The following is a 20,505-nucleotide window of genomic DNA, read 5'->3' on the forward strand; positions in this document are numbered from 1 at the left end:
CCTGCCACCCGCCCCTGGCTCGCGGCTCCTGGCCTCTGCTCCCGGCCTCTGCTCCCGGCTTCCGCCCCCGGCCTCTGCTCCCGGCTTCCGCCCCCGGCCTCTGCTCCCGGCTTCCGCCCCCTGGCCTCCGCGCCTCGGCCTTGGCCTGCGGTCCCCTGCCTTGGACCCGGTCCCCGCCCCCGCCTCGACCCCGGTCGACGACACCGCCCCGGCCGTGCCCCGGCCCGTGGCGACGCCGGCACCGGCGCCGACCTGAACCCGAACCGTCGGCGGGCTGCTGCTGCCGGCGATGCTGGTCCCATCGGCGGCGACCATCCGTTCGGCGGACAACCGCTCTAGTTACTCTCCGCATTTTATGGCTCTCCTCCCTCCATTCCCACTCGCACACTTTGCTCTGCTGCCACTGATGCGACACTCACTGTGAGTGTCTGTCGCGGATGAGGCAGCAGAGCAAAGCTTCGGTGGGGTAGTGGGGCGGAGTGGGGAGGCGCGTGTGTTTTAGCTGCTCAGAGCGCATTTGTGGATCTTGGCGGCGAGAGGGTTGTTCGGGCTGGCGTTGCTCGCAGTAATTGAGGCGATGGTGGGGTGAAGTAACTCCATGTGATCGAGTGGAGTCCGCGAAGCGTGGGGGTTTTCCACAGGTCGCGGCGTTGTCCACAGGTGACGACGGTGGGGTTGCGGCGAGGCCCGGCCGGGCGCGACGGTGGCGGCATGACCGACCCCGCGCTGCCACCCGCACCCGACGCTCACCCCACCCCGGCTGCCGGTCCGGCCCCCGCAGCCCCGCGCGCCCCCGCAGCCCCGCGCGCCCCTGCTGCCCCGCCCGGCCCCGTATCCCCGCCCGGCCCCGCTGCGGCCTCCCGTCCCGCTCCGGACAGGGAAAGGGACGAGCCGCCGACCTTCCCCGGCAGACCGTACGACCTGCCCTGGTCGGCCGGCGGGATCGTGCGGGCGATCCGGCGGCGTGCCGACGCGAGTCAACGGGAACTGGCGCGCTGGGCGGGGGTGCACCACGGCACGGTGGGGCGGATCGAGGCGGGTGTGCTCACCCCGAGCATCGCCCTGCTGCGTCGGATCATCGCGGTGGCCGGTTTCCAGCTGGCCGTGGTCGACGGGTCCGGTCGGGTGCTCACCCCGATGCGGGACAGCGACGACACCCGGGACGGTGCGGGCCGCCGCTACCCGTCGCACCTGGACACGATCCTCGACCCGGAACCCGGTGAGTGGTGGGCGGACGTCTACGGGCTCGCCCGGCCACCGGAGACGTTCTACCGCAACCGGGCCGTCCGGGACGCGATGCGCCGCCGGAGCCAGTGGGAGGTGCGGGTGGCGAAGTACCGCAACGTGCCACCCCCGCCCCGGGTGGTACGCCCGCAATGGTGACGGCCCGCCGGCCCGGCGGGGAAGCCGGGTCGACGGGCCGTCGGACGTGCGGGACCGTCAGTCGTCGTCGGTGATGGTGCCGGTCGCCACCGGATCGGCGAACCGTAGGTTCAGCGACCCGGCTACCGCGAACGCGATCTTCTCGTCCGACTCGCGCCGACGGTCACCGCGCACGGTCACCGGGAACGCCAGCGAGGTCTGGCCGGCGGGCAGGACCCGGCAGCCGATGTACGGGTCGAAGTCCAGCACGACCGTCGCGGTCAGCCCCACCGTGGCGGCGCAGAGCGTCGTCAGCTGGGACAGCGGGCGGGACACGGTGACCTGGAACGTCATCGTGCTGGTGCCCCGGTCACCCTCCACCACCGTGGCGTCGGCCACCCGCAGCGACGGCTGGCTGCGGAACCGGGCCACCTGCGGGTCGTGGTCGCTGGCCCCCCGGGTGCCGTCCCCGGTGAACTCCGCCGGCCAGTCCGCGTTGACGTGCGCCGCCCGGATCTGCACCAGGTCGGCGTGCAGCGCGTCGTTGACGAACAGGTTGTCCAGCGTCTGCGCCGACCCCTGGAAGCTGTACGAGTACGCCGCCGAGGGCACGTCGGCCACCAGGTCGTCCCAGAGGTTGCGCAGGCCGGCCCGGTAGAGCGGGCCGAGCTGATCCGACGGGGTCGGGTTCGCCCCGGTCGCGATCGGGTCGTCCGGGCGGGGGAAGACGTTCAGGTCCCCGCCGTACACCACCCGGGCGTCCGGGTCGGCCGCCTCGATCGCGGTGACGATCGCCGCCCCGTACGCGGCCTGCTCGGTGCGCTGCCCGACCCGGCTGTCCGGCCCGGACGAGTAGTGGTTGCTCAGCGCGTACAGCAGGTAGGACTCCGACCCGCCGGGCGTCGCCTTCACCACGAACTTGCCGAGCTGCGGTGCCCGGGTGAAGACGTTGTCGCCGTCCTTGCCGGTCGAGGTGTCGGTGTCGGCCGGCAGCACCGCGTTGAGCGCCTTCGGGTTCTGCACGTCCGCGTTGGACGCCAGCCCCGCCGACCGGTACCGCACGGTGGGCGCGGAGCCGAGCAGCGGGTCGGTGGCGGTCGCCCCGGCCAGCGACAGCCGGTCGGTGCGGTAGAGGAACGCCGAGGTGATGCCCCGGGCGTCCGCGCCGGTGCGGTCGTACGCCGCCGTGTAGGCGGGACCACCGGCGGCCCGGATCGCCAGCGCCAGGTCCTGGAGGGTGTCCGGCGCGCCGTCGGCGTTGTCGGTGGTGCCGCAGACCAGGCTGCCGCCGGAGACCGAGCAGATGTCCTGGTCCTCGGCCTCCTGCACCAGGATCAGATCCGGGGCGTGCAGGTCGGTGCGGATCTGCGCGGCCAGCTCCGACAGGTGCTCCCGGTAGTCGGCCTCGCTCGCCGGCACGTAGTCGAACGGCGGGGACACCCCCGGGCAGCCCGCGTTGCCGGTGAAGTCGCAGCCGTCGAACGGGTCGTCGCGGAAGTCGTACAGGTTCTCCACGTTGTAGGTCGCCACCGCGACCTCCCGGGCCCGGTCCGCCGGCCGCGGCGGGTTGTTCGCCGCCGGGTCCACCCCGGCGGTCAGGGCCAGCGACTCCGGCTGCACACTGAACTTGCTGAAGCCGTACGACACCGCGCCGAACGCGTCGGCGGTGAGGGTGTCGAAGGCACGGGCCGGCGGGAGGAGCGCCGTCGAGTTCCCGGCGGTGGCCTTCACACCGCCGCCGCCGAGCAGGATGCGCTGCCCGTTGCCGTTGTCGAAGACCTGCCCCGGCACGTCGTCCAGCGGGTGGGCGTCCCGGAAGACCCGGCGGGCGTACGGGTCGGCCCGCTTCAGCAGCGGGTCGTCCCGGTCGACCACCCACACCTCCGAGTCGGCGGTGGAGCCGAACACGTCCCGGGGACCGGTGACGCCGGAGCCGCTGCGGACCCGCAGCCGGGCACCCTCGTGCCGCTCCCAGAACCGGTCGGCCGCCGTCGCGTCGGCCGGCGGGAGCGCGTCGTCCACCGTCACGGCGGTGTTCACGTCCAGCCCGGTGTCGAGCCGGCGGACCAGCGAGGCACCGGAGAGCTGGGTCTGGTCGAAGTACTCCGACACCCGGCCGCGCAGCAGCACCTCGTCGCCGACGGTCGGCGCGTAGCCGCCGATCAGCGTGGTGAACGCGCCCATGAAGACGAAGATCCCGTCCGAGCTGAGTGGGTCGCCGTCCTCGGTGCCGGTGCGGCTCTGCAGGTAGAAGCCGTACTGGTCGGCGCCGGCCGAGGTACGGGTCAGCGACTTCTGGGTGATCACGCCCCGGACGTCGTACAGCAGCGGGCTGGTGCCGGTGCCGGAGGGCGGGGCGAGCGGCGACCGGTCGGTGCGCGGGTTCTCGTCGTCCCGGGTCTGGCCCTGCACCTGGCCGACCGACAGCACCCCGTTGGCCTGCACGGTGAGCGCACAGGTGGCGGTGCCGCCGTCGGCGTCCGTCGCGGTCACGGTGACCGTGTACGTGCCGGCGGGCAGGCCGGTGGCGGTGACCGTCGCGGTCGCCGTGCCTCCCGGCACGGTCGCCGGGGTGAACGCGGTACGGCTGACCGAGCCGCTCGCCGGGGCCGGGCTGACCGCGGTGACCGCCAGGTCGACGATCGTGTCGTCCGGGTCGGTGCCGGTGACCTCCCGGGTGCCGGTCGCGCCGGCCTCGACGGTCAACGCCCCGCCGCAGGTCAGGACGGCCGGCTGGTTCACCGGGCCGCCACCGTCGACGGTGTGCGCGCCCAGCCCGTCGACGGTGTCGGTGGCGTAGCCGGCCCACTGGGCGGCCGGGACGAACGCGTCCGACGGGTCGGTGTCACCGGCCGAGACCGACGGCAGCCGGCGCAGCGTGTTGTCGGCGGTGCTGGTCAGCCCGCTGCCCCACTCGGTGCCCGGGTCGACGCCGACCTGGCCGATCGCGTCGAGCACGGTGTCGCCGCGGCGCAGCACGATCGCGTCGTCGCCGTTGAACAGGCTCGCGCCGGTGGTCTGGTCGGCCTGGGCGAGGATCGCCGGTGCGGCCGAGGCGGCGGCGAAGACGAAGACGTCCCCGGCGGCGACGGTGCCGGTGAGGGCGATGGTGGTGGCCGTGGTGGACCCGTTGAAATAGAGCTGGAGCTGGTAGCCGCCGGCGGTCAGGTCGACCGCCGCGCCGGTGCCGTTGTACAGCTCGATCGCCTTGTTGTTCGACGAGCCTTCGACGTACTCGGAGATGAACAGGTCGGTGGGCGCGGCGGTGGCCGCGGTGGGAGCGACGCCGAGCACCGGTACGGCGACGGCGGCGACGGTGGCGAGCGCGGCGAATCTGCGGCGCAGGCGCATGGGGCCTCCACGATGGGTGGACGGGAACCAACGCACGTTAAGGTGCGCCGCTGGCCGCCGTCCATCCCCCGGGCGGCGCTGTGGTGAATTCACGACAGTGCCCGACGCGACCGTCCCCGGTGGCCCGACACGGCACCCCGCCGGCGGCCGGCGCGACGGGTCAGCGGTGGGCGTCGAGCCGGTGGACCAGTTCGGCCACGTCCACGCTGTACTCGCACCAGTCCCGGTCGGGTTGGTAACCCAGCTCGGCGTTCACCTTGAGCATCGCCTCGTTGGTCTGGGTGTTCCAGGTCTGCACCTCGGCCAGCTCCGGCTCGGCGGAGCGCAGCTCCAGCAGCATCCGCGCCTTGATCGCCCGGTCGATGCCGTAGCCCTGGTGGTCCCGCGTCACGATGGTGTCGTACTGGTCGGCGCGGGTGGGGTGCTGGACCGGCACCACCACCTCGGTCAGGCCGGCCACCGCTCCGGTGCGCTCGTGCAGGGCGAGCACGATGTACGGCTTCATCCCCCGGCGGTGCAGCGTGTCGAGGCTGTCCCGCAGCCGCTGCGGATCGTACGAGCTGGGGCGCAGGTCGCCGTCCTCGACGTCGCGCACCTCGGCCTTCGCCCGCGCGTACGCCTCGATCAGGTCGTCGGACGGCCCGCCCGGGTAGAACTCCAGGTGGTAGCCCGGGCCGACCCCGGCGGCCATCTCGGCGAGCGCCGTCCAGTCGACAGTGCCCAGGTCGAGCACGCTGCGGGTCTCGACGTACTCGCGGGTGAAGCCCAGCGACGAGTAGAAGCCGATCGCCGGGGTGTCGCCGACCACCTCGACCCCGAGCGACCGGAAGCCCTCCTGGTAGACCCGGCGGGCGGCGATCAGCACCAGCTCCCGGCCGAGCCCGGTCCGGCGCACCGTCGGGTGCACCAGCACCTCCAGCACGCCGATGTCGCCGAGCAGCAGCACGTGCACGTGACCGAGGATCGCACCGGGCACCCCGTCGGCCGGCTGGTCGGCCTGGGCCACCCAGGAGATACGTCGTTCGCCGGGCATCACCTCGGAGAGGTACTCCCGCAGCGAGTCCTCCCGCCAGGGCGGATCCTGCGGGAGGTCGACCGCGAGGACCGCGTTCAGCGTGTCCAGTACGGAGCCGATCTCGGCGGACGACGCGGTTCGAGGATCCCACTCGCGCACCATCACACGCCTAGCTTGCCGTCAACGGCTTCCCGGGGGAAGTGTCCGGTCCGGCAATGTATGCGAACGATCACCTCACGTACGGCTTGCGCGTCCGTACTCCTGGGCCTTGTCGAAGACGTCCTGGGCGTACCGGCGTACATCGTTGTAGGAGAGGATCGCGCCCCACCAGTCGCCGGGGATGGTCATGTTGCGGCCACCCTGGCAGAGGTAGTTGCCGGCGGCGAGCGCGGTGTCGTCCAGGTCGTGCGGATCCTTGCGGCCGTCGTTGTCGGCGTCCGCGCCGACCTGCTCCCAGGTGGTGGGGATGAACTGCATCGGCCCGATCGCCCGGTCGTAGACGGTGTCCCGGTCGAACAGCCCACCGTCGGTGTCCCGGATCAGGGAACGCCCGCCCTGGCCGTCGAGCGGATCACCGATGATCTCCGGTACGGCCCGGCCGTCCGGCCCGAGCGTCGCCCCGTTGGCCTGCCCGTGCCGGGACTCGACGTAGCCGATCGCGGCGAGCGTGGTCCAGCTCAACTGGCAGCTCCGGTTGGTCTGGGCGAGCACCAGCTCGGCGTAGCCGTACGCCTGCATGGCGATCGGGGAGATGCCCACCTTGCTGCCGGTGACCCGGGCCCAGTCGCCCAGCGCGTCGGCGGGACGGCCGCCGACGGTCGGGCCGGTCGGCCCGGTCGGCACTGTTCCGCCCGGCGGCAGGCTGCCCAGCGGCGGCGTGGGCACGGTCGCGCCCGGCACCACCGGCACCGGGGTCGCCCCGCCCGTCGGGGCGCCGGAACCGGCGGCGGTCTCGTCCACGGCGACCGGGCGGGGTGCCCGGACGGCGTTCGGCACCACCACCGCGCCGACCGCCGCGGTCGCCGCGACCAGCCCGAACAGGAACAGGCCGGGCAGGGTCAGCCGACCGCTCGGACGGCGGGACCACGCCCGGGTGGCCCGGGTCGCCGCCCCCACCGCCTGCCGGGGCGGCGGCAGCCGGACGGCGTGCGCGAACGGTATCCGTCGCCGCCGGCCCACCGCCGTGCCGCTGCCCGCCTCGGTCTTCGAGTCGGGCTCGCCGTCCGGGTCGGTCGCCGCTTGCGGCGGTGGCCGGTCCGCGGTGGGCTCCGGTTTTCCATCCGGGCCGGCCGCCGGGGCCGGTTGCGGTGTGTCGCCGGGCGTGGGGCCGCCCACCTGCGGTGTGTCGCCGGGCGTGGGGCCGCCCACCTGCGGGGCGTCGTCGGTCGGGGCGGCCGGCGGGACGGCGGGATCGCGCCGGGGCCGGCGGGGGCGGGGAATCCAGCCCCGACGCGGCGTGACGGGCGCATCCTCGGGCGGAGTCGCTGCCCGCAGGGGCCGTACCGTCGAATCTTCGCCGCTCACCACCGTTTGAGTATCACCCATGGCGGTCCAGGAGTCAGGTCCGGCCGTAGGGTGGAGACATGCCCCGGTACGAGTTCCGCTGCCGCGCCTGCGGCGACACCTTTGAGGTCAACCGACCGATGGCCGAGGCCGGTGCGCCGGCCGACTGCCCCCAGGGTCACGCCGACACGGTCAAGCTCCTGTCGGCGGTGTCGGTCACCGGCCGGGGTGCCGGCGTCGTGCCCGGGAGCGCCCCGGCCGCGCCCGCCGGTGGTGGCTGCTGCGGTGGTGGCTGCGGTTGCTGAACGGCCCCGGCCACCGGCCGATGTAACGGCACGGCGCACCGGTGCGCCGGAATCAGTGACCCCTTGGGTCTGATATCGCCCGACCGTTCTCACGATGCGTGACCGGTTGACCATAGGGCAGCATGAACCCGACGTCAGGGCGGAGGTGCCACGTATGTCGCCACGGATCCACCTCCCGAGCGGTTGGGTGACCTTCGTGTTCACCGACATCGAGGGTTCCACCCGGTTGGCCCAGCTGCTCGGGCCGGACTACCGCCCGGTGCTCTGGGAGCACCGCCGGCTGCTCCGCGACACCCTCGCCGAGACCGACGGCGCGGAGCTGCTGACCGAGGGGGACTCCTTCTTCCTCGCCTTCCCGGACGCGTCGGCGGCGCTCACCGCCTGCCTGACCGCGCAGCGGGCACTGTCCACCCACGACTGGCCCAACCCGGAGGCCGCGCCGAGGGTGCGGATGGGGCTGCACACCGGCTACGCCGAACCCCGCGACGGGGAGTACGCCAGCCCCGAGGTGCACCGGGCCGCCCGGGTGGCCGCCGCCGCACACGGCGGGCAGGTGCTCTGCTCGGCCTCGACCGCCCGGCTGGCCGACCCGCTGCCCGCCGGGGCCGCCCTGCTCGACCTGGGCCTGCACCGGCTCCGGGGCTTCGACGACCGGGAGCGGCTGTTCCAGCTCGTCGCGCCCGGGCTGGAACGGCAGTTCCCCCGCCCGCGTACCGCCCAGGCGTTGGCGCACAACCTGCCCACCCAGGTCACCTCGTTCGTCGGCCGGGAGACCGAACGGGTCGAGCTGGACCTGCTGACCCGCCGGCACCGGCTGGTCACGGTGGTCGGCGCGGGCGGCGCCGGCAAGACCCGGCTCGCCGTGGAGGTGGCGTCCGGCCAGGTGGAGGCGTACCCGGACGGGGTGTGGTTCGTCGACATCGCCACGGTGACCGACCCGGGGCTGGTGGCCTTCGCGATCGCCGCCGTCCTCGGGCCGCGTCCGGAACCGGGCCGCCCGATCGTGGACACCCTGGTCGAACACGCGGCCCTGCGCCGGATGCTGCTGGTCCTCGACACCTGTGACGCCCAGCCGGCCGCCTGCGCCGAGGTGATCTCCCGGCTGCTGGCCGGCGGCGTCGGGGTCCGGGTGCTGGCCACCAGCCGGGAGGCGTTCGGTCTTCCCGGGGAGCTGGTGTGGCGGATTCCGCCGCTGGCGGTCGACCCGCAGCCGGGCCGTACCGAGAGTGACGCGGTGGCGTTGCTGCTGGACCGTACGGCGGCGGCCCGGGGTGGTCGTCCGCCGGAATGGACGGAGGCCGCCGACCTGCGTCGGGTGGTGCAGCGGCTGGACGGGTTGCCGTTGGCGATCGAGCTGGCCGCGGCCCGGTTGCGGGTGCTGTCCGCCAGCCAGTTGGCCACCCGCCTCGACGACGTGCTGGGCACCCTCGACGCCGGTCGGGACGCTCCGGAGCCCCCCGCCGACCGGGGCTGGGCGGCCAACCAGCAGGACACCGTGGATCTGGTCGCCGCCGCCTCCGGCCAGACGCCGCCGAGCCCGGCGCACCGGGCGGTGCAGCGGTCCGCCACCGAACGGCACCTCACCATGCAGGCCACCGTCACCTGGTCGTACCGGACGTTGGGGCCCCGGGCGTCCCGACTGCTGCGCTGGTTGGCGGTCTTCTCCGGGCCGGTGGACCTGGCCACGGTGGAGTGGATGCTCGGCGACGACTCGCTCGACCCGCTGTCGGTGCTGGTGGACAAGTCGATGATGCTGGCCGAACGGCACGCCTCCGGCAGCACCTACCGGATGCTCGACCCGATTCGGGCGTACGCCGCGCGGCGGCTGGTCGAGACCGGCGAGGAACACGCCGCCCGGGACCGGCACGTGGCCTGGGCGCAGCACGCGCTGCACCGGGCGCACCTCGGGGCGGACGGCCGCCCGGTCACCCTGTCGCTGTACGCGTTGGACCCGCTCGCCGGTGAGCTGCGGGCGGCCCTGCGCTGGTCGGCGACCGGGGGCAGTGCCCGGGCCGGGCTGCGGCTGGCCCGCGGGCTGGACCAGTGGTGGCGGGAGCGGGGGCTGTCCCGGGAGGCCCGGCTGTGGCTGTTCCGGCTGTACGGGCGGATCGCCGAGACCGGCGAGGCGATTCCCGAGGCGGAGCTGGCGGCGGCGTACCACCTGCACTCGCTGCACGCCGGTGCGGACGGCGAGTTCGGCGAGGAGCTGCGGTTCTCCCAGCGGGCGGAGGCGGCGGCCCGGCAGGCGGGTGACGCGGGGCTGCTGGCCCGGGTGCTCGCCGGGCGGGCCGTTCCGTTGATCGACATGGGGCAGTTCGCCGAGGCGGAGCGGATCTGCCGGGAGGTCATCGACTGGGCCGACGAGCAGGGGGTCAGCGGGGACGCGCTGCTGGCCAGCTACAACCTCGCCGAGCTGCTGTGGCGGCGGGGCGCGTTGACGGAGGCGGCGGAGCTGCTCGGGGCGGTCCGGCTGGTGGAGGCCACCCGGCCGGTGGAGCGTGGTCGCCGGTCGGTGGACATGCTGCTCGGCATGGTGGCGCTGGCCCGGCGTGACCTGGTGGCCGCACACGATCACCTGCTGGTGGCGTTGCGGGCGCGGATGGGGCACGGCTACCACGGGCGGGCCTGCGACACGGTGAACGCGGTGGCGGTGCGGTGCGCGTTGGGTGGGGAGCCGCTGACGGCGGCCCGGCTCTTCGGCGCGGCCCAGGCCACCCGGGCCCGGCTGCGCGGCACCCCCGGCATCTTCGGGGCGTACTGGCTCGAACGGCAGGCCGACCTGCGGCGGGTCCTCGGCGACGCGGCCTTCGACGCCGCGTACGGCGAGGGCGGTGAGCTGGGCCTGGAGGAGGCGGCGGCGTTGGCGTTCGCGGTGGAGCACCCGGACATGGCCGCGGACTCGGTGCGGTTCCGGACGACCGGCCCGCTGATGCCCCGCCCCATGACGCCCCGCCCGATCAGCCGGCGGGACGCGGACCGTCGGGAGGAGTGGGCCTGACCCGCCGCGTCGCCCGCTGACCCGGAAACGGCGCGGCCGGTCAGGGGCTGGTCGGGCGAGCCGCAGCACCCGGCGGCCCGCCCGGTGGCGGCACTCCGGCGGGCGGGCCGGTCGGGGCCGGTGCGTCCGACGCGGTCAGCGGACCGTGCGGGTCGCCGAGGCGGCGCTCTCGTTCCACAGCCGGTCCAGGGCGGTCACCTGGTAGGTGTACGTCCGGCCCGGCTCGGCGGTGGCGTCCACCCAGGACTGCGACCGACCCGGCGCGGCCCGGACGGTGCCGACGAGATGCGCCGCGTCGGCCCGGTCACACGCGTCGACCCGGCCGGGGCCGTCGAAACGGTAGACCGCGTACGACGTGGCGGTGCCGAGTGGACCTCTCCCGTCGGCCGGTTGACGCCAGCGCAGCCGTACCCCGTCGGTGGTCCGCTCGGCCCCGGTGAGCGCCGGTCGCAGCAGCGGCCCGGCCGGCAGGTGCGGCATGGGTGGCACCAGTGCCGGGCGGGAGTAGTGCGCGGCGGCGTAGGCGCTCGTCGCGCCGAGCCGGTCGGCCCGCACCTGGACGGCGGAGAAGTGCACGTTGCCGAGCACCTCCGGGTAGGACCGGTTGAGTGTCAGGTGGTCGGACAGCTCCTGCGGGTTCATCCAGTACGTGCCGTAGGCCGGGTCACCGCTCTTGTAGTCCGCCTGGCCGATGTAGAGCTGCACCCGGGTGCCGCGCACCGTCTGCGCCCACCAGGGCACCAGCCGGGCGTAGTCGGCGGCCGGATACTGGCCGATGTACCAGTAGAGCTGCGGCACGATGTAGTCGATCCACTCCTGCTTGACCCACCTGCGGGTGTCGGCCGAGACGATGTCGTAGGACTGGCTGCCGGTGGTGTCCGAGCCGTCCGGGTCGGCGCTGGCGTTGCGCCAGATGCCGAACGGGCTCACCCCGAACTTCACCCACGGCTTGACCGCCCTGATCCGGGCGCCCATCTCCTGGATGAGCAGGTCGATGTTGTCGCGCCGCCAGGCGGCCCGGTCGGTGAACCCCCGGTGGTACGCGGCGAACGTGGCGTCGTCGGGCACCGGGTAGGTGCCGCTCGGATACGGGTAGAAGTAGTCGTCGAAGTGCACCCCGTCGATGTCGTACCGGGATACCGCGTCCATCATCGCGGTCTGCACGAACTCGCGTACCTCCGGGACGCCCGGGTCGTAGTAGAGCCGGCTGCCGGCGACACCGGCCGGCGGGTAGGCGAACGCCCACCCGGGGTGCTGCCGGGCCGGGTGGTCCGGGGCGAGCTGCCCGAGATCCGCGCCCGCGCCGCCGGGCGCCGGCATGGAGATCCGGTACGGGTTGAACCAGGCGTGGAACTCCAGGTTCCGCCGGTGCGACTCGGCGACCAGAAAGGCCAACGGATCCCAGCCCGGGTCCTGCCCCCGCACCCCGGTCAGGTACTCCGACCACGGCTCGTACCGGGACGGCCAGAATGCGTCGGCGGTCGGGCGGACCTGGACCACCACCGCGTTGTGGTGCAGCCGCTGCGCCAGGTCGAGCCAGCCCCGGTACTCGGCCTGCTGGGCGGCGACCCGGTCCGGGGCGGTCCGGGAACCCGCGCTCGGCCAGTCGATGTTCACCACCGACGAGATCCACATGGCCCGGAACTGCCGCTTCGGCACCGCCGGATCGACCTCGCACGCCACCGCGTCGGCCCCGCCGCTGATGGTGGCACCGGTTATGGCCCCGCTGGCTGTGGCCCCGCCGGAGGGGGTGGTCCCGCCCGCGCTGGCCGCCGCCACCGGACCAACACCACCAAGCCCCGCGACCAGCCCCAGCACCAGCCCGACCCCACCCAACCGACTCACCCGCATACCCCACACCCCTCCCTCATCTCCCCTCCCACCCCCACCCCCACCCCCCTTCCACCACCCCCCCGTGCGCCCCACTGGCCCCCTCTGTCGCCCCGGTGATCAAGAGGTTTGCGTCAACTTCAGGCGGAACGCATGACGCAAACCTCTTGATCACCGGGGCGAGGCGAGGCGAGGCGAGGCGGTGTGAGGCGGGGGTCGGGGTGGGTGGGGGATCGGTTGGGGTGGATGGGGTGCTGGTGGGAAATTTCCATATCCGGGTGGGTGGGCGCAAGGGGTGACCGGGAGGGGGCGGGTGACCGAAAGTGGTCAGGCTGGGGACTCAGGGTCAGGGAACCGTGGTGGGGGTGGGTGATTGGCGGGGGTTCGGGATGGGTAGCAACGCCCGGCACCGGCCCCAGCAGGGTGGTCGCGGTGGTGGGAGGGGTGAGCGCAGTGTCCGTGCTGCGAACCAAACCGATCAAGGACGTGGTTGCCCAGGGCAACGCCGACGGCAGTGACGGTGGCCCCGGCCTGAAACGGCGGCTGGGCGCACGGGACCTCACCGGATTCGGCATCGGCATCGTGATCGGCACCGGCATCTTCACCCTCACCGGCATCGAGGCGCGGGACAGCGCCGGGCCGGGCGTGGTGATCTCGTTCGCCATCGCCGGGGCGGTCGCCCTGCTCGCCGCGCTCTGCTACGCCGAGCTGGCGTCGAGTGTGCCGACCGCCGGCAGCGCCTACACCTACGCGTACGCCACGATGGGCGAGATCGTCGCCTGGATCATCGGCTGGGACCTGCTGCTGGAGTTCGCCCTCGGGGCGGCGGTGGTGGCCCGGGGCTGGTCCGGTTACCTGGCCGAGCTGTTCGGCCTGCCGAGCGCCTGGTTCGCCGAAGAGGGCAGCGTGGTCAACCTGGGCGCGATCGGCATCGTGCTGCTGCTCGGTGTGATCGCCATCGTCGGCATCCGCGAGTCGGCCCGGATCACCAACCTGCTGGTCGTGGTGAAGGTCGCGATCTGCGTCTTCGTCGTGGTCGCCGGGCTGTTCTTCGTGAAGGCCGCCAACCTCAGCCCGTTCATCCCGCCGGCCGAACCGGCCGGGGCCGGCGACGACGGGATCAAGCAGCCGGTCATCCAGGCGCTGTTCGGGCTGGAGCCGTCCATCTTCGGTTTCGTCGGGGTGCTCAGCGCCGCCGCGGTGGTCTTCTTCGCGTACACCGGGTTCGAGGCGGTGGCCAACCTGGGTGAGGAGACCCGGCGGCCCAAGCGGGACCTGACCCTGGGCCTGTTCGGCACCCTGTTGATCTCCACCGCGCTCTACATCGGCGTCTCGCTGGTCGTGGTCGGCATGGTGCCGTACGGCGAGATCGACCGGGGTGCTCCGATCGCCGCGGCCTTCAACGCGGTCGGCGCGAGCTGGGCCGGGGTGCTCGTCTCCATCGCCGCCGTCGCCGGCCTGACCAGCGTGATCCTGGTGGACCTGGTGGCCATGGGCCGGATCGGCTTCGCCATCTCCCGGGACGGCCTGCTCCCGCCCTCGGTCGCCCGGATCCACCCGCGCTGGGGCACCCCGTACCGGATCTCCGCGCTGATGACCGTGGCGGTGGCGCTGCTGGCCGGATTCCTGCCGCTGTCGGCGTTGGCCGACCTGGTGAGCGTCGGTGCGCTCTGCGCCTTCATGATCGTCTCGATCGCGGTGCCGATCCTGCGCCGTAAGCGCCCCGACCTCGAACGGCCGTTCCGGGTTCCGTTCTCCCCGGTGCTGCCGATCTTCACCGCGCTGGCCTGCCTCTACCTGACGCTCAACCTGTCGATCGAGACCTGGATCAGGTTCCTCATCTGGATGGCGCTCGGCGGGATCATCTACTTCTGCTACGGCTACCGCCACAACCGTCTCGCCACCGGCGAAGCCGTCGAGGACCGCGACTCGGAGCCCACACCGGCCTGACCACCGACCGGGTGCCGGCCCTGTCGTTCCGCCGGCCGGCACCCGAGTCGTCGACCCCGGATGCCGGTCAGGCCAGGGGGGCGAACCGCAGCACGTTCCAGGAGACCGCCGGCAGGCGTACGGCGCAGCGGTCGCCGTCGACCGTGCCGGTAGGGAGTTCCCGGGGGGTGACCCGGTCGGGCTCGGCCTCGGTGTTGACCCCCTCCGGGTCGTCCCCGGCGACGAGGCTGAGGTGCTGCACCGGGCGCAGCCCGGACAGGCCGCGCAGGTCGAGGTCGAGCGGGAGGTCGTCGGTGCCCCGGTTGACGGCGAACACGGTCAGCCCGCCGGACTCCTCGTCGTGCAATGCGACGGTGTCCAGCACCGGCACGTCGCCGTACCGCTTCGTCGGGTAGGTCGGCGAGACGGGCTCGGTGCGCAGCACGGTGCCCCTGGCGTACCGGGCGGTCAACGCGAACGGGTGGAAGATGGTCTGCCGCCAGGCCGGCCCGCCGGTGCGGGTCCGGATCGGGGCGATCACGTTGGCGAGCTGGGCCTGGGCGGCGACGCCGACCCGGTCGGCGTGCCGGAGCAGGGTGATCAGCAGGTCGCCGACGACCACCGCATCGACGGCGGTGTAGTCGTCCTCGAGCAGCGCCGGTGCCTCGACCCAGCCGCGTCCGTCCAGGTCGCCCTGGACGCGGGACTGGTACCAGACGTTCCACTCGTCGAAGGAGACCTTCAGCTTGCGGGTCTGCCGTAGCCGGGCGGCCACGTGGTCGGCGGTGGCGACCACCTCGCTGATGAAAGCGTCCATGTCGACGGCCGAGGCCAGCAGGCTGGCCCGGTCACCGTCGGTCGGGTCGTAGTAGGAGTGCGCGGAGATGTAGTCGACGTGCTCGTAGGTGTGTTCCAGCACGGTCGCCTCCCAGGAGGCGAAGGTGGGCATGCCCCGACCGGAGCTGCCGCAGGCGACCAGGCTGACCGAGGGGTCGATCAGCTTCATCGCCCGCGCGGTCTCGGCGGCGAGCCGGCCGTACTCCTCGGCGGTCTTGTGGCCGACCTGCCAGGGGCCGTCCAGCTCGTTGCCGAGGCACCACAGCCGGATCCCGTACGGCTGCTGGGCGCCGTGGGCGCGGCGCAGGTCGGACAGCCGGGTGCCGCCCGGGTGATTGGCGTACTCCAGCAGGTCGCACGCCTCCTGCACGCCCCGGGTGCCGAGGTTGACAGCCATCATCGGCTCGACCTGCGCGGCGGCGGCCCAGGCCATGAACTCGTCGAGGCCGAACGTGTTGGGCTCGATGGTCTTCCAGGCCAGGTCCAGCCGGCGGGGGCGGTCGTCGACCGGGCCGACGCCGTCCTCCCAGCGGTAGCCGGAGACGAAGTTGCCGCCGGGGTAGCGGACCATCGAGACGCCCAGCTCCCGGGTCAGCGCCAGCACGTCGCGGCGCAGGCCGAGCGGGTCGGCCTCGGGGTGGCCCGGCTCGTGGATGCCGCCGTACACGCAGCGGCCGAGGTGTTCGACGAAGGAGCCGAAGAGCCGTCGGTCCACGGCTCCGATCGCGAAGGCCGGGTCGATCGTCAACCGGGCTGTACGCACGGGGGTGCCACCTTTCCTCGACCTGCTCCGTGACGGCGGTCACGCCGCCACCCGTGTTTCTACAACGTTGTAACCAACGTTGTAAAGGCTCGTCGGGTGCGCGATAGAGTCCGGGGTCGGAGGCGGGAGGTGGCCGATCGTGCGGCACACACTGAAGGATGTGGCCGAACGGGCCGGGGTGTCGGTCAAGACCGTGTCGAACGTGGTCAACGGCTACCAGCACGTACGACCGGACACCCGCGCGCGGGTCGAGGCGGCCATCGCTGAACTCCGCTACCGGCCCAACCTGTCCGCCCGCAACCTGCGCAAGGGGCGTACCGGCGTGATCGCCCTCGCCGTCCCGGAGCTGGACATCCCGTACTTCGCCGAGCTGGCCCGGCACGTGGTCGCCGCCGCCGCCGACCACGGCTGGACCGTGCTCATCGACCAGACCGGCGGCGGCCCCGAGCGGGAACGGGTCGCCGCCGCCGGCATCGGCGACCACATGATCGACGGTCTGATCTTCAGCCCGCTGTCCCTGACCGCCGACGACCTCACCGGCCTGGACGGCATGCCGATGGTGTTGCTCGGTGAGCGGGCGGACCACGGCACCGCCGACCACGTGGTGATCGACAACGTGACCGCCGCCCAGGAGATGACCGCCCACCTGATCGGCCTCGGCCGTCGCCGGATCGCCGCCGTCGGCGCGCAGCACACCCCCGAGGGCGCCGGTGCCCGCCTCCGGCTGGCCGGCTACACCGCCGCCCTGACCGAGGCCGGTATCGGGTACGACGAACGCCTGGTCGCCGCCACCCCGGCCTGGCACCGCGCCGACGGGGCCGCCGCCACGCGTCACCTGCTCGCCTCCGGAGCCCGCCCGGACGCGGTCTTCTGCTTCAACGACACCCTCGCCCTCGGTGCGCTCCGCGCCCTGCACGAGGCCGGGCTCCGGATCCCCGCCGACGTGGCCGTCGCCGGCTTCGACGACATCGAGGACGGGCGGTTCAGCGTGCCCACCCTGACCACCGTCGCCCCGGACAAGGAACGGATCGCCCGGCTCGCGGTCGACCTGCTCGCCGGCCGGCTCGCCGGCGACCGGGACGCGCCCGCACGGGAACTCACCGCCCCGCACCGCCTGACCCCCCGCGAGAGCACCGGCTGACCCCGGGCCGCCGTTGCGTCGGAGCGGTCGGGTCGTCGGCACCGCCGACCGGTAGTCAGTCGAAGAAGCGGGCCAGGTGGGCCGGGGCGACCGGTGGCGCGTCGGCGGGCAGCGGGGTGAGGTCGGCGAAGATGGACGCGCCGTCGCAGCCGGCGTGCAGCGGATACCAGCGCGGGGTGCCCGGCGGGCGCTGCCCGCAGACCCCCTTGATCGTCTGTACGTCCAGCAGCCGGACGTGGGTCGGGTCGGCCACCGCGTTCACATGCCCCCACCAGGGGCTCATCACGTGCAGCACGCCGCCCGGCCGGAGTACCCGGTGACACTCGTCCAGCAGCGGCAGGAAGTCGATCAGGTGCTCCAGGATGTGCACGGTGAAGATGACGTCGACGCAGGCGTCGGCCAGCGGCAGCGACCCGGACAGGTCCGCCACCGCGTCCACCCCGGGGGCCGGGAAGATGTCCAGCCCCAGGTTCGTCGGGTACTGCTTCTGACCACCGCAGCCCAGGTCCACCACCACCGGATCCCGACCGGAGACCCGCACCCGCCCCCACACGCCGTACACCCCGGCCAGCCGACCGACCAGCTCACGGACCAGCCGCAACTGACCCGGCTCGGCCACCTCGCCGGCCAGGTGGGCGACCCCCCGGTCGAACCGCACCTCGACCGCGAGCCCGCGTAACCGCTCGTCGTGGCGGGCCTGCTCGGCCCAGGCCGCGTCGAGGAACCCGTCGAGCGCCCGCAGCCGTTCGGCCGAGGGCGGTGCCTGCGCCAACGCGACCATGGCCACCTCCCGCCGGCCGTTACCCGCTCTCCGGCCCGGCACACCACCCGATCGGGTGCACCGGCGTCCGCCGGGTCAGCCACCGGCACCGGCCGGGTCTCAGCCAGCGCCAGCCGGGTCAGCCGCCGGTACGTCGGGTGGGCCGGCCGACGGCCCGGATGCGCTGGCGGGGCGCGCCTGCCGCCTTCGGGCGCTTGAGGTGGTAGCGGTGCAGCTCGTTGTGGCCCGCCAGGGACGGGTCCTCACTCATCCCGACGAGTTCCCACCCCTGGTCGCCGGCCCGGTTCAGGTGGGCCAGCGCGGTGTCCCCGTAGGCGGTCACGTCGATCATCGATCCGTCCGGGCCGTACCAGACGAAGACGACCTCCCAGCTGAGGTCGGAGGCGGTCGGCTGGCGACGCCGCACCAGCAGCGCGTACTCCCACTTGAGCATGACCCATTGTCATCCCGCCGCTGCCGGACGGCGCGGATCAGTCCTCGGCGATCCGCCCGTCGGCGACCCGCAGCCGCCGGTCGACGCTGACCGCTTCGAGCATCCGCCGGTCGTGGGTGACCAGCAGCAGCGTCCCCGGATAGCCGGCCAACGCCGACTCCAACTGCTCGATGGCCGGCAGGTCGAGGTGGTTGGTCGGCTCGTCCAGCACCAGCAGGTTGACCCCCCGGCCCTGGAGCAGCGCCAGCGCCGCCCGGGTCCGTTCGCCCGGCGACAGCGTCGCCGCCGGCCGCAGCACGTGCGCGGCCCGCAGGCCGAACTTGGCCAGCAGCGTCCGCGCGTCCGCCGGCATCATCTCCGGTACGGCGGCCCCGAACGCCTCCAGCAGCGGCTGGTCGCCGAGGAACAGCCCCCGGGCCTGGTCGACCTCGCCGACCACCACCCCGGGGCCGAGCGCGGCGTGCCCGGCGTCGAGCGGCAGCCGACCCAGTAGCGCGCCGAGCAGGGTGGTCTTGCCGGAGCCGTTCGGGCCGGTGATCGCCACCCGGTCGGCCCAGCCGATCTGGAGGTGCACCGGCCCGAGGGTGAAGTCGCCCCGACGGACCACCGCGTCGCGCAGCGAGGCCACCACCGCACCGGCGCGGGGCGCGGCGGCGATCTCCATCCGTAGTTCCCACTCCTTGCGCGGCTCCTCGACCACGTCGAGGCGTTCGATCAGCCGTTCGGTCTGCTTGGCCTTGGCCGCCTGCTTCTCCGTCGACTCGGCCCGGAACTTCCGGCCGATCTTGTCGTTGTCGGTGGCCTTGCGGCGGGCGTTCTTGACGCCCTTCTCCATCCAGGCGCGCTGGGTGCGGGCGCGGGCCTCCAACGCGGCCCGGGTGTCGGCGTACTCCTCGAAGTCGGCGCGGGCGTGCCGGCGGGCCACCTCCCGCTCCTCCAGGTAGGCGCGGTAGCCGCCGCCGTAGTGCCGGGTCTGCTGCTGCGCCAGGTCGAGTTCGAGCACCCGGGTCACCGTCCGGGTGAGGAACTCCCGGTCGTGGCTGACCAGCACCGTCCCGGCGCGCAGCCCGGTGACGAACCGTTCCAGCCGGTCCAGGCCGGCCAGGTCCAGGTCGTTGGTGGGCTCGTCGAGCAGGAAGACGTCGTAGCGGCTGAGCAGCAGCGACGCCAGCCCGGCGCGGGCCGCCTGGCCGCCGGAGAGGGCGGTCATCGGGTGGTCCAGCTCGACGGTGAGCCCCAACTCGGCGGCGACCTGGGCGGCGCGTTCGTCGAGATCCGCGCCGCCGAGATCGAGCCACCGCTCCAGCGCCCCGGCGTACGCGTCGTCAGCCCCGGCCGTGCCCGCGGTGAGCGCGTCGGTGGCGGCGTCCAGGGCCGCCTGCGCGCCGGTCACCCCGGTCCGGCGGGCCAGGAAGTCGCGGACCGTTTCGCCCGTCCGCCGCTCCGGCTCCTGCGGCAGGTAGCCCACCGAGGCGCCCGGCGGGCTGACCGAGACGGTGCCCTCCTCCACGCCCTGCAACCCGGCCAGCGTACGCAGCAACGTCGACTTTCCCGCTCCGTTGACGCCCACCAACCCCACCACGTCACCGGGGGCGACCACCAGGTCGAGGTCACTGAAGAGCATCCGCTCCCCGTGCCCGGCGGCGAGTCCTTTGACGATCATCGTGGCGCTCATGAGGCCCCGAGCCTATCGCCCGCCGGTCCGGGTGCGGACGCCGCGCGGCCCGCCCTGCTGCCGTCCCGGCCACCGGCTCGCGGTCTGTGCTGACTGGGTCGTGGTCTGTGGCGGCCGGTTCGCGGCCTGTGCTGGCTGGGTCGTGGTGTGCGCCGGCTGGGTCGTGGTGTGTGGTGGCTGGGTCGTGGTGTGCGCCGGCTGGGTCGTGGTGTGCGCCGGCTGGGTCGTGGTGTGTGGTGGCTGGGTCGTGGTGTGCGCCGGCTGGGTCGTGGTGTGTGGTGGCTGGGTCGTGGTGTGCGCCGGCTGGGTCGTGGTGTGTGGTGGCTGGCCGGTTCGCGGTGGGTGGATGCGGTGGCCGTGGGATTCGGGTCGTGGCCGGCAGCCGACGGGCACGGTCGTCCGTGCTCCGGATTGTGGAGAGTTCTTGCGGCTATGGCGACAACAACTCTCCACAAACCCGCACACCGCCGCCTGTCACCTCTGCCGTCGGGTCTTCCGGGCCGGAAAGCCGGGTCGGTGGTCGGGGTCGGGTTGCCGGGTCGGTGGTCGGGGTGGGACTGGCCCGGGGGCGGTGGGTGGGCT

Annotated in this window: 13 protein-coding genes; 5 read left to right on the plus strand and 8 right to left on the minus strand. The window is 73.6% G+C overall.

Translation table 11 applies throughout. The features are described 5' to 3' along the window. The first annotated feature begins 711 nt into the window (after nucleotides 1-711). A complete protein-coding gene (locus GA0070623_RS21455) occupies nucleotides 712-1,383 on the plus strand; it encodes a helix-turn-helix domain-containing protein (RefSeq protein WP_067311767.1) in 672 nt (223 codons plus the stop codon). Nucleotides 1,384-1,440: 57 nt separating this feature from the next. Here GA0070623_RS21455 and GA0070623_RS21460 read toward each other — a convergent pair whose 3' ends face one another. The 3 genes from GA0070623_RS21460 to GA0070623_RS21470 all read right to left on the minus strand — a co-directional run bounded on the left by GA0070623_RS21460 (nucleotide 1,441) and on the right by GA0070623_RS21470 (nucleotide 7,255). Further along, nucleotides 1,441-4,713 carry a lamin tail domain-containing protein gene (locus tag GA0070623_RS21460; RefSeq protein WP_067311764.1) on the minus strand — a complete coding sequence of 1,091 codons (3,273 nt, stop codon included), beginning with the start codon at nucleotides 4,711-4,713 and terminating at the stop codon, nucleotides 1,441-1,443. 160 nt (nucleotides 4,714-4,873) lie between these two features. Further along, nucleotides 4,874-5,890, minus strand: a complete 1,017-nt coding sequence (locus GA0070623_RS21465) for a GNAT family N-acetyltransferase (RefSeq protein WP_067311775.1) — start codon at nucleotides 5,888-5,890, stop codon at nucleotides 4,874-4,876. 72 nt (nucleotides 5,891-5,962) lie between these two features. Continuing rightward, entirely contained in the window at nucleotides 5,963-7,255 is a 1,293-nt protein-coding gene (locus tag GA0070623_RS21470) for a lytic transglycosylase domain-containing protein (RefSeq protein ID WP_084261451.1), read from the minus strand. A gap of 56 nt (nucleotides 7,256-7,311) precedes the next feature. Between GA0070623_RS21470 and GA0070623_RS21475 the strand changes: the two genes are divergently transcribed. Beyond that, a complete protein-coding gene (locus tag GA0070623_RS21475) occupies nucleotides 7,312-7,536 on the plus strand; it encodes an FmdB family zinc ribbon protein (protein ID WP_067311758.1) in 225 nt (74 codons plus the stop codon). A gap of 154 nt (nucleotides 7,537-7,690) precedes the next feature. Beyond that, nucleotides 7,691-10,534 carry an ATP-binding protein gene (locus GA0070623_RS21480; protein WP_067311755.1) on the plus strand — a complete coding sequence of 948 codons (2,844 nt, stop codon included), beginning with the start codon at nucleotides 7,691-7,693 and terminating at the stop codon, nucleotides 10,532-10,534. Nucleotides 10,535-10,669: 135 nt separating this feature from the next. On the opposite strand, the gene GA0070623_RS21485 is transcribed toward GA0070623_RS21480, so the two are convergent. After that, the gene (locus tag GA0070623_RS21485; protein WP_067311751.1) at nucleotides 10,670-12,385 is read right to left on the minus strand and encodes a glycoside hydrolase family 10 protein; all 1,716 of its coding nucleotides are present in this window, start codon (nucleotides 12,383-12,385) and stop codon (nucleotides 10,670-10,672) included. Nucleotides 12,386-12,808: 423 nt separating this feature from the next. On the opposite strand from GA0070623_RS21485, the gene GA0070623_RS21490 reads away from it, so the two are divergent. Then, nucleotides 12,809-14,314, plus strand: coding sequence for an amino acid permease (locus GA0070623_RS21490; RefSeq protein ID WP_231932513.1), 1,506 nt, complete (start codon nucleotides 12,809-12,811; stop codon nucleotides 14,312-14,314). A 67-nt stretch (nucleotides 14,315-14,381) separates the two neighbouring features. On the opposite strand, the gene arfA is transcribed toward GA0070623_RS21490, so the two are convergent. Then, entirely contained in the window at nucleotides 14,382-15,893 is a 1,512-nt protein-coding gene (gene arfA / locus GA0070623_RS21495; protein ID WP_067311748.1) for an arabinosylfuranosidase ArfA, read from the minus strand. A 139-nt stretch (nucleotides 15,894-16,032) separates the two neighbouring features. On the opposite strand from arfA, the gene GA0070623_RS21500 reads away from it, so the two are divergent. After that, nucleotides 16,033-17,034, plus strand: a complete 1,002-nt coding sequence (locus GA0070623_RS21500; protein ID WP_067311746.1) for a LacI family DNA-binding transcriptional regulator — start codon at nucleotides 16,033-16,035, stop codon at nucleotides 17,032-17,034. Between the two features lie 55 nt (nucleotides 17,035-17,089). Here GA0070623_RS21500 and GA0070623_RS21505 read toward each other — a convergent pair whose 3' ends face one another. The 3 genes from GA0070623_RS21505 to GA0070623_RS21515 form a co-directional block, all read right to left on the minus strand. Further along, nucleotides 17,090-17,815, minus strand: a complete 726-nt coding sequence (locus GA0070623_RS21505) for a methyltransferase domain-containing protein (RefSeq protein ID WP_067311743.1) — start codon at nucleotides 17,813-17,815, stop codon at nucleotides 17,090-17,092. 118 nt (nucleotides 17,816-17,933) lie between these two features. Beyond that, nucleotides 17,934-18,248 (minus strand): hypothetical protein, encoded by a 315-nt coding sequence (locus GA0070623_RS21510; RefSeq protein WP_067311740.1) that lies wholly within the window; start codon nucleotides 18,246-18,248, stop codon nucleotides 17,934-17,936. A gap of 37 nt (nucleotides 18,249-18,285) precedes the next feature. Beyond that, entirely contained in the window at nucleotides 18,286-19,923 is a 1,638-nt protein-coding gene (locus GA0070623_RS21515) for an ABC-F family ATP-binding cassette domain-containing protein (RefSeq protein WP_067311736.1), read from the minus strand. Between the last annotated feature and the right edge of the window lie 582 nt (nucleotides 19,924-20,505).

The sequence above is a fragment of the Micromonospora rifamycinica genome (assembly GCF_900090265.1).
In the GTDB taxonomy this organism is placed as follows: Bacteria; Actinomycetota; Actinomycetes; order Mycobacteriales; family Micromonosporaceae; genus Micromonospora; species Micromonospora rifamycinica.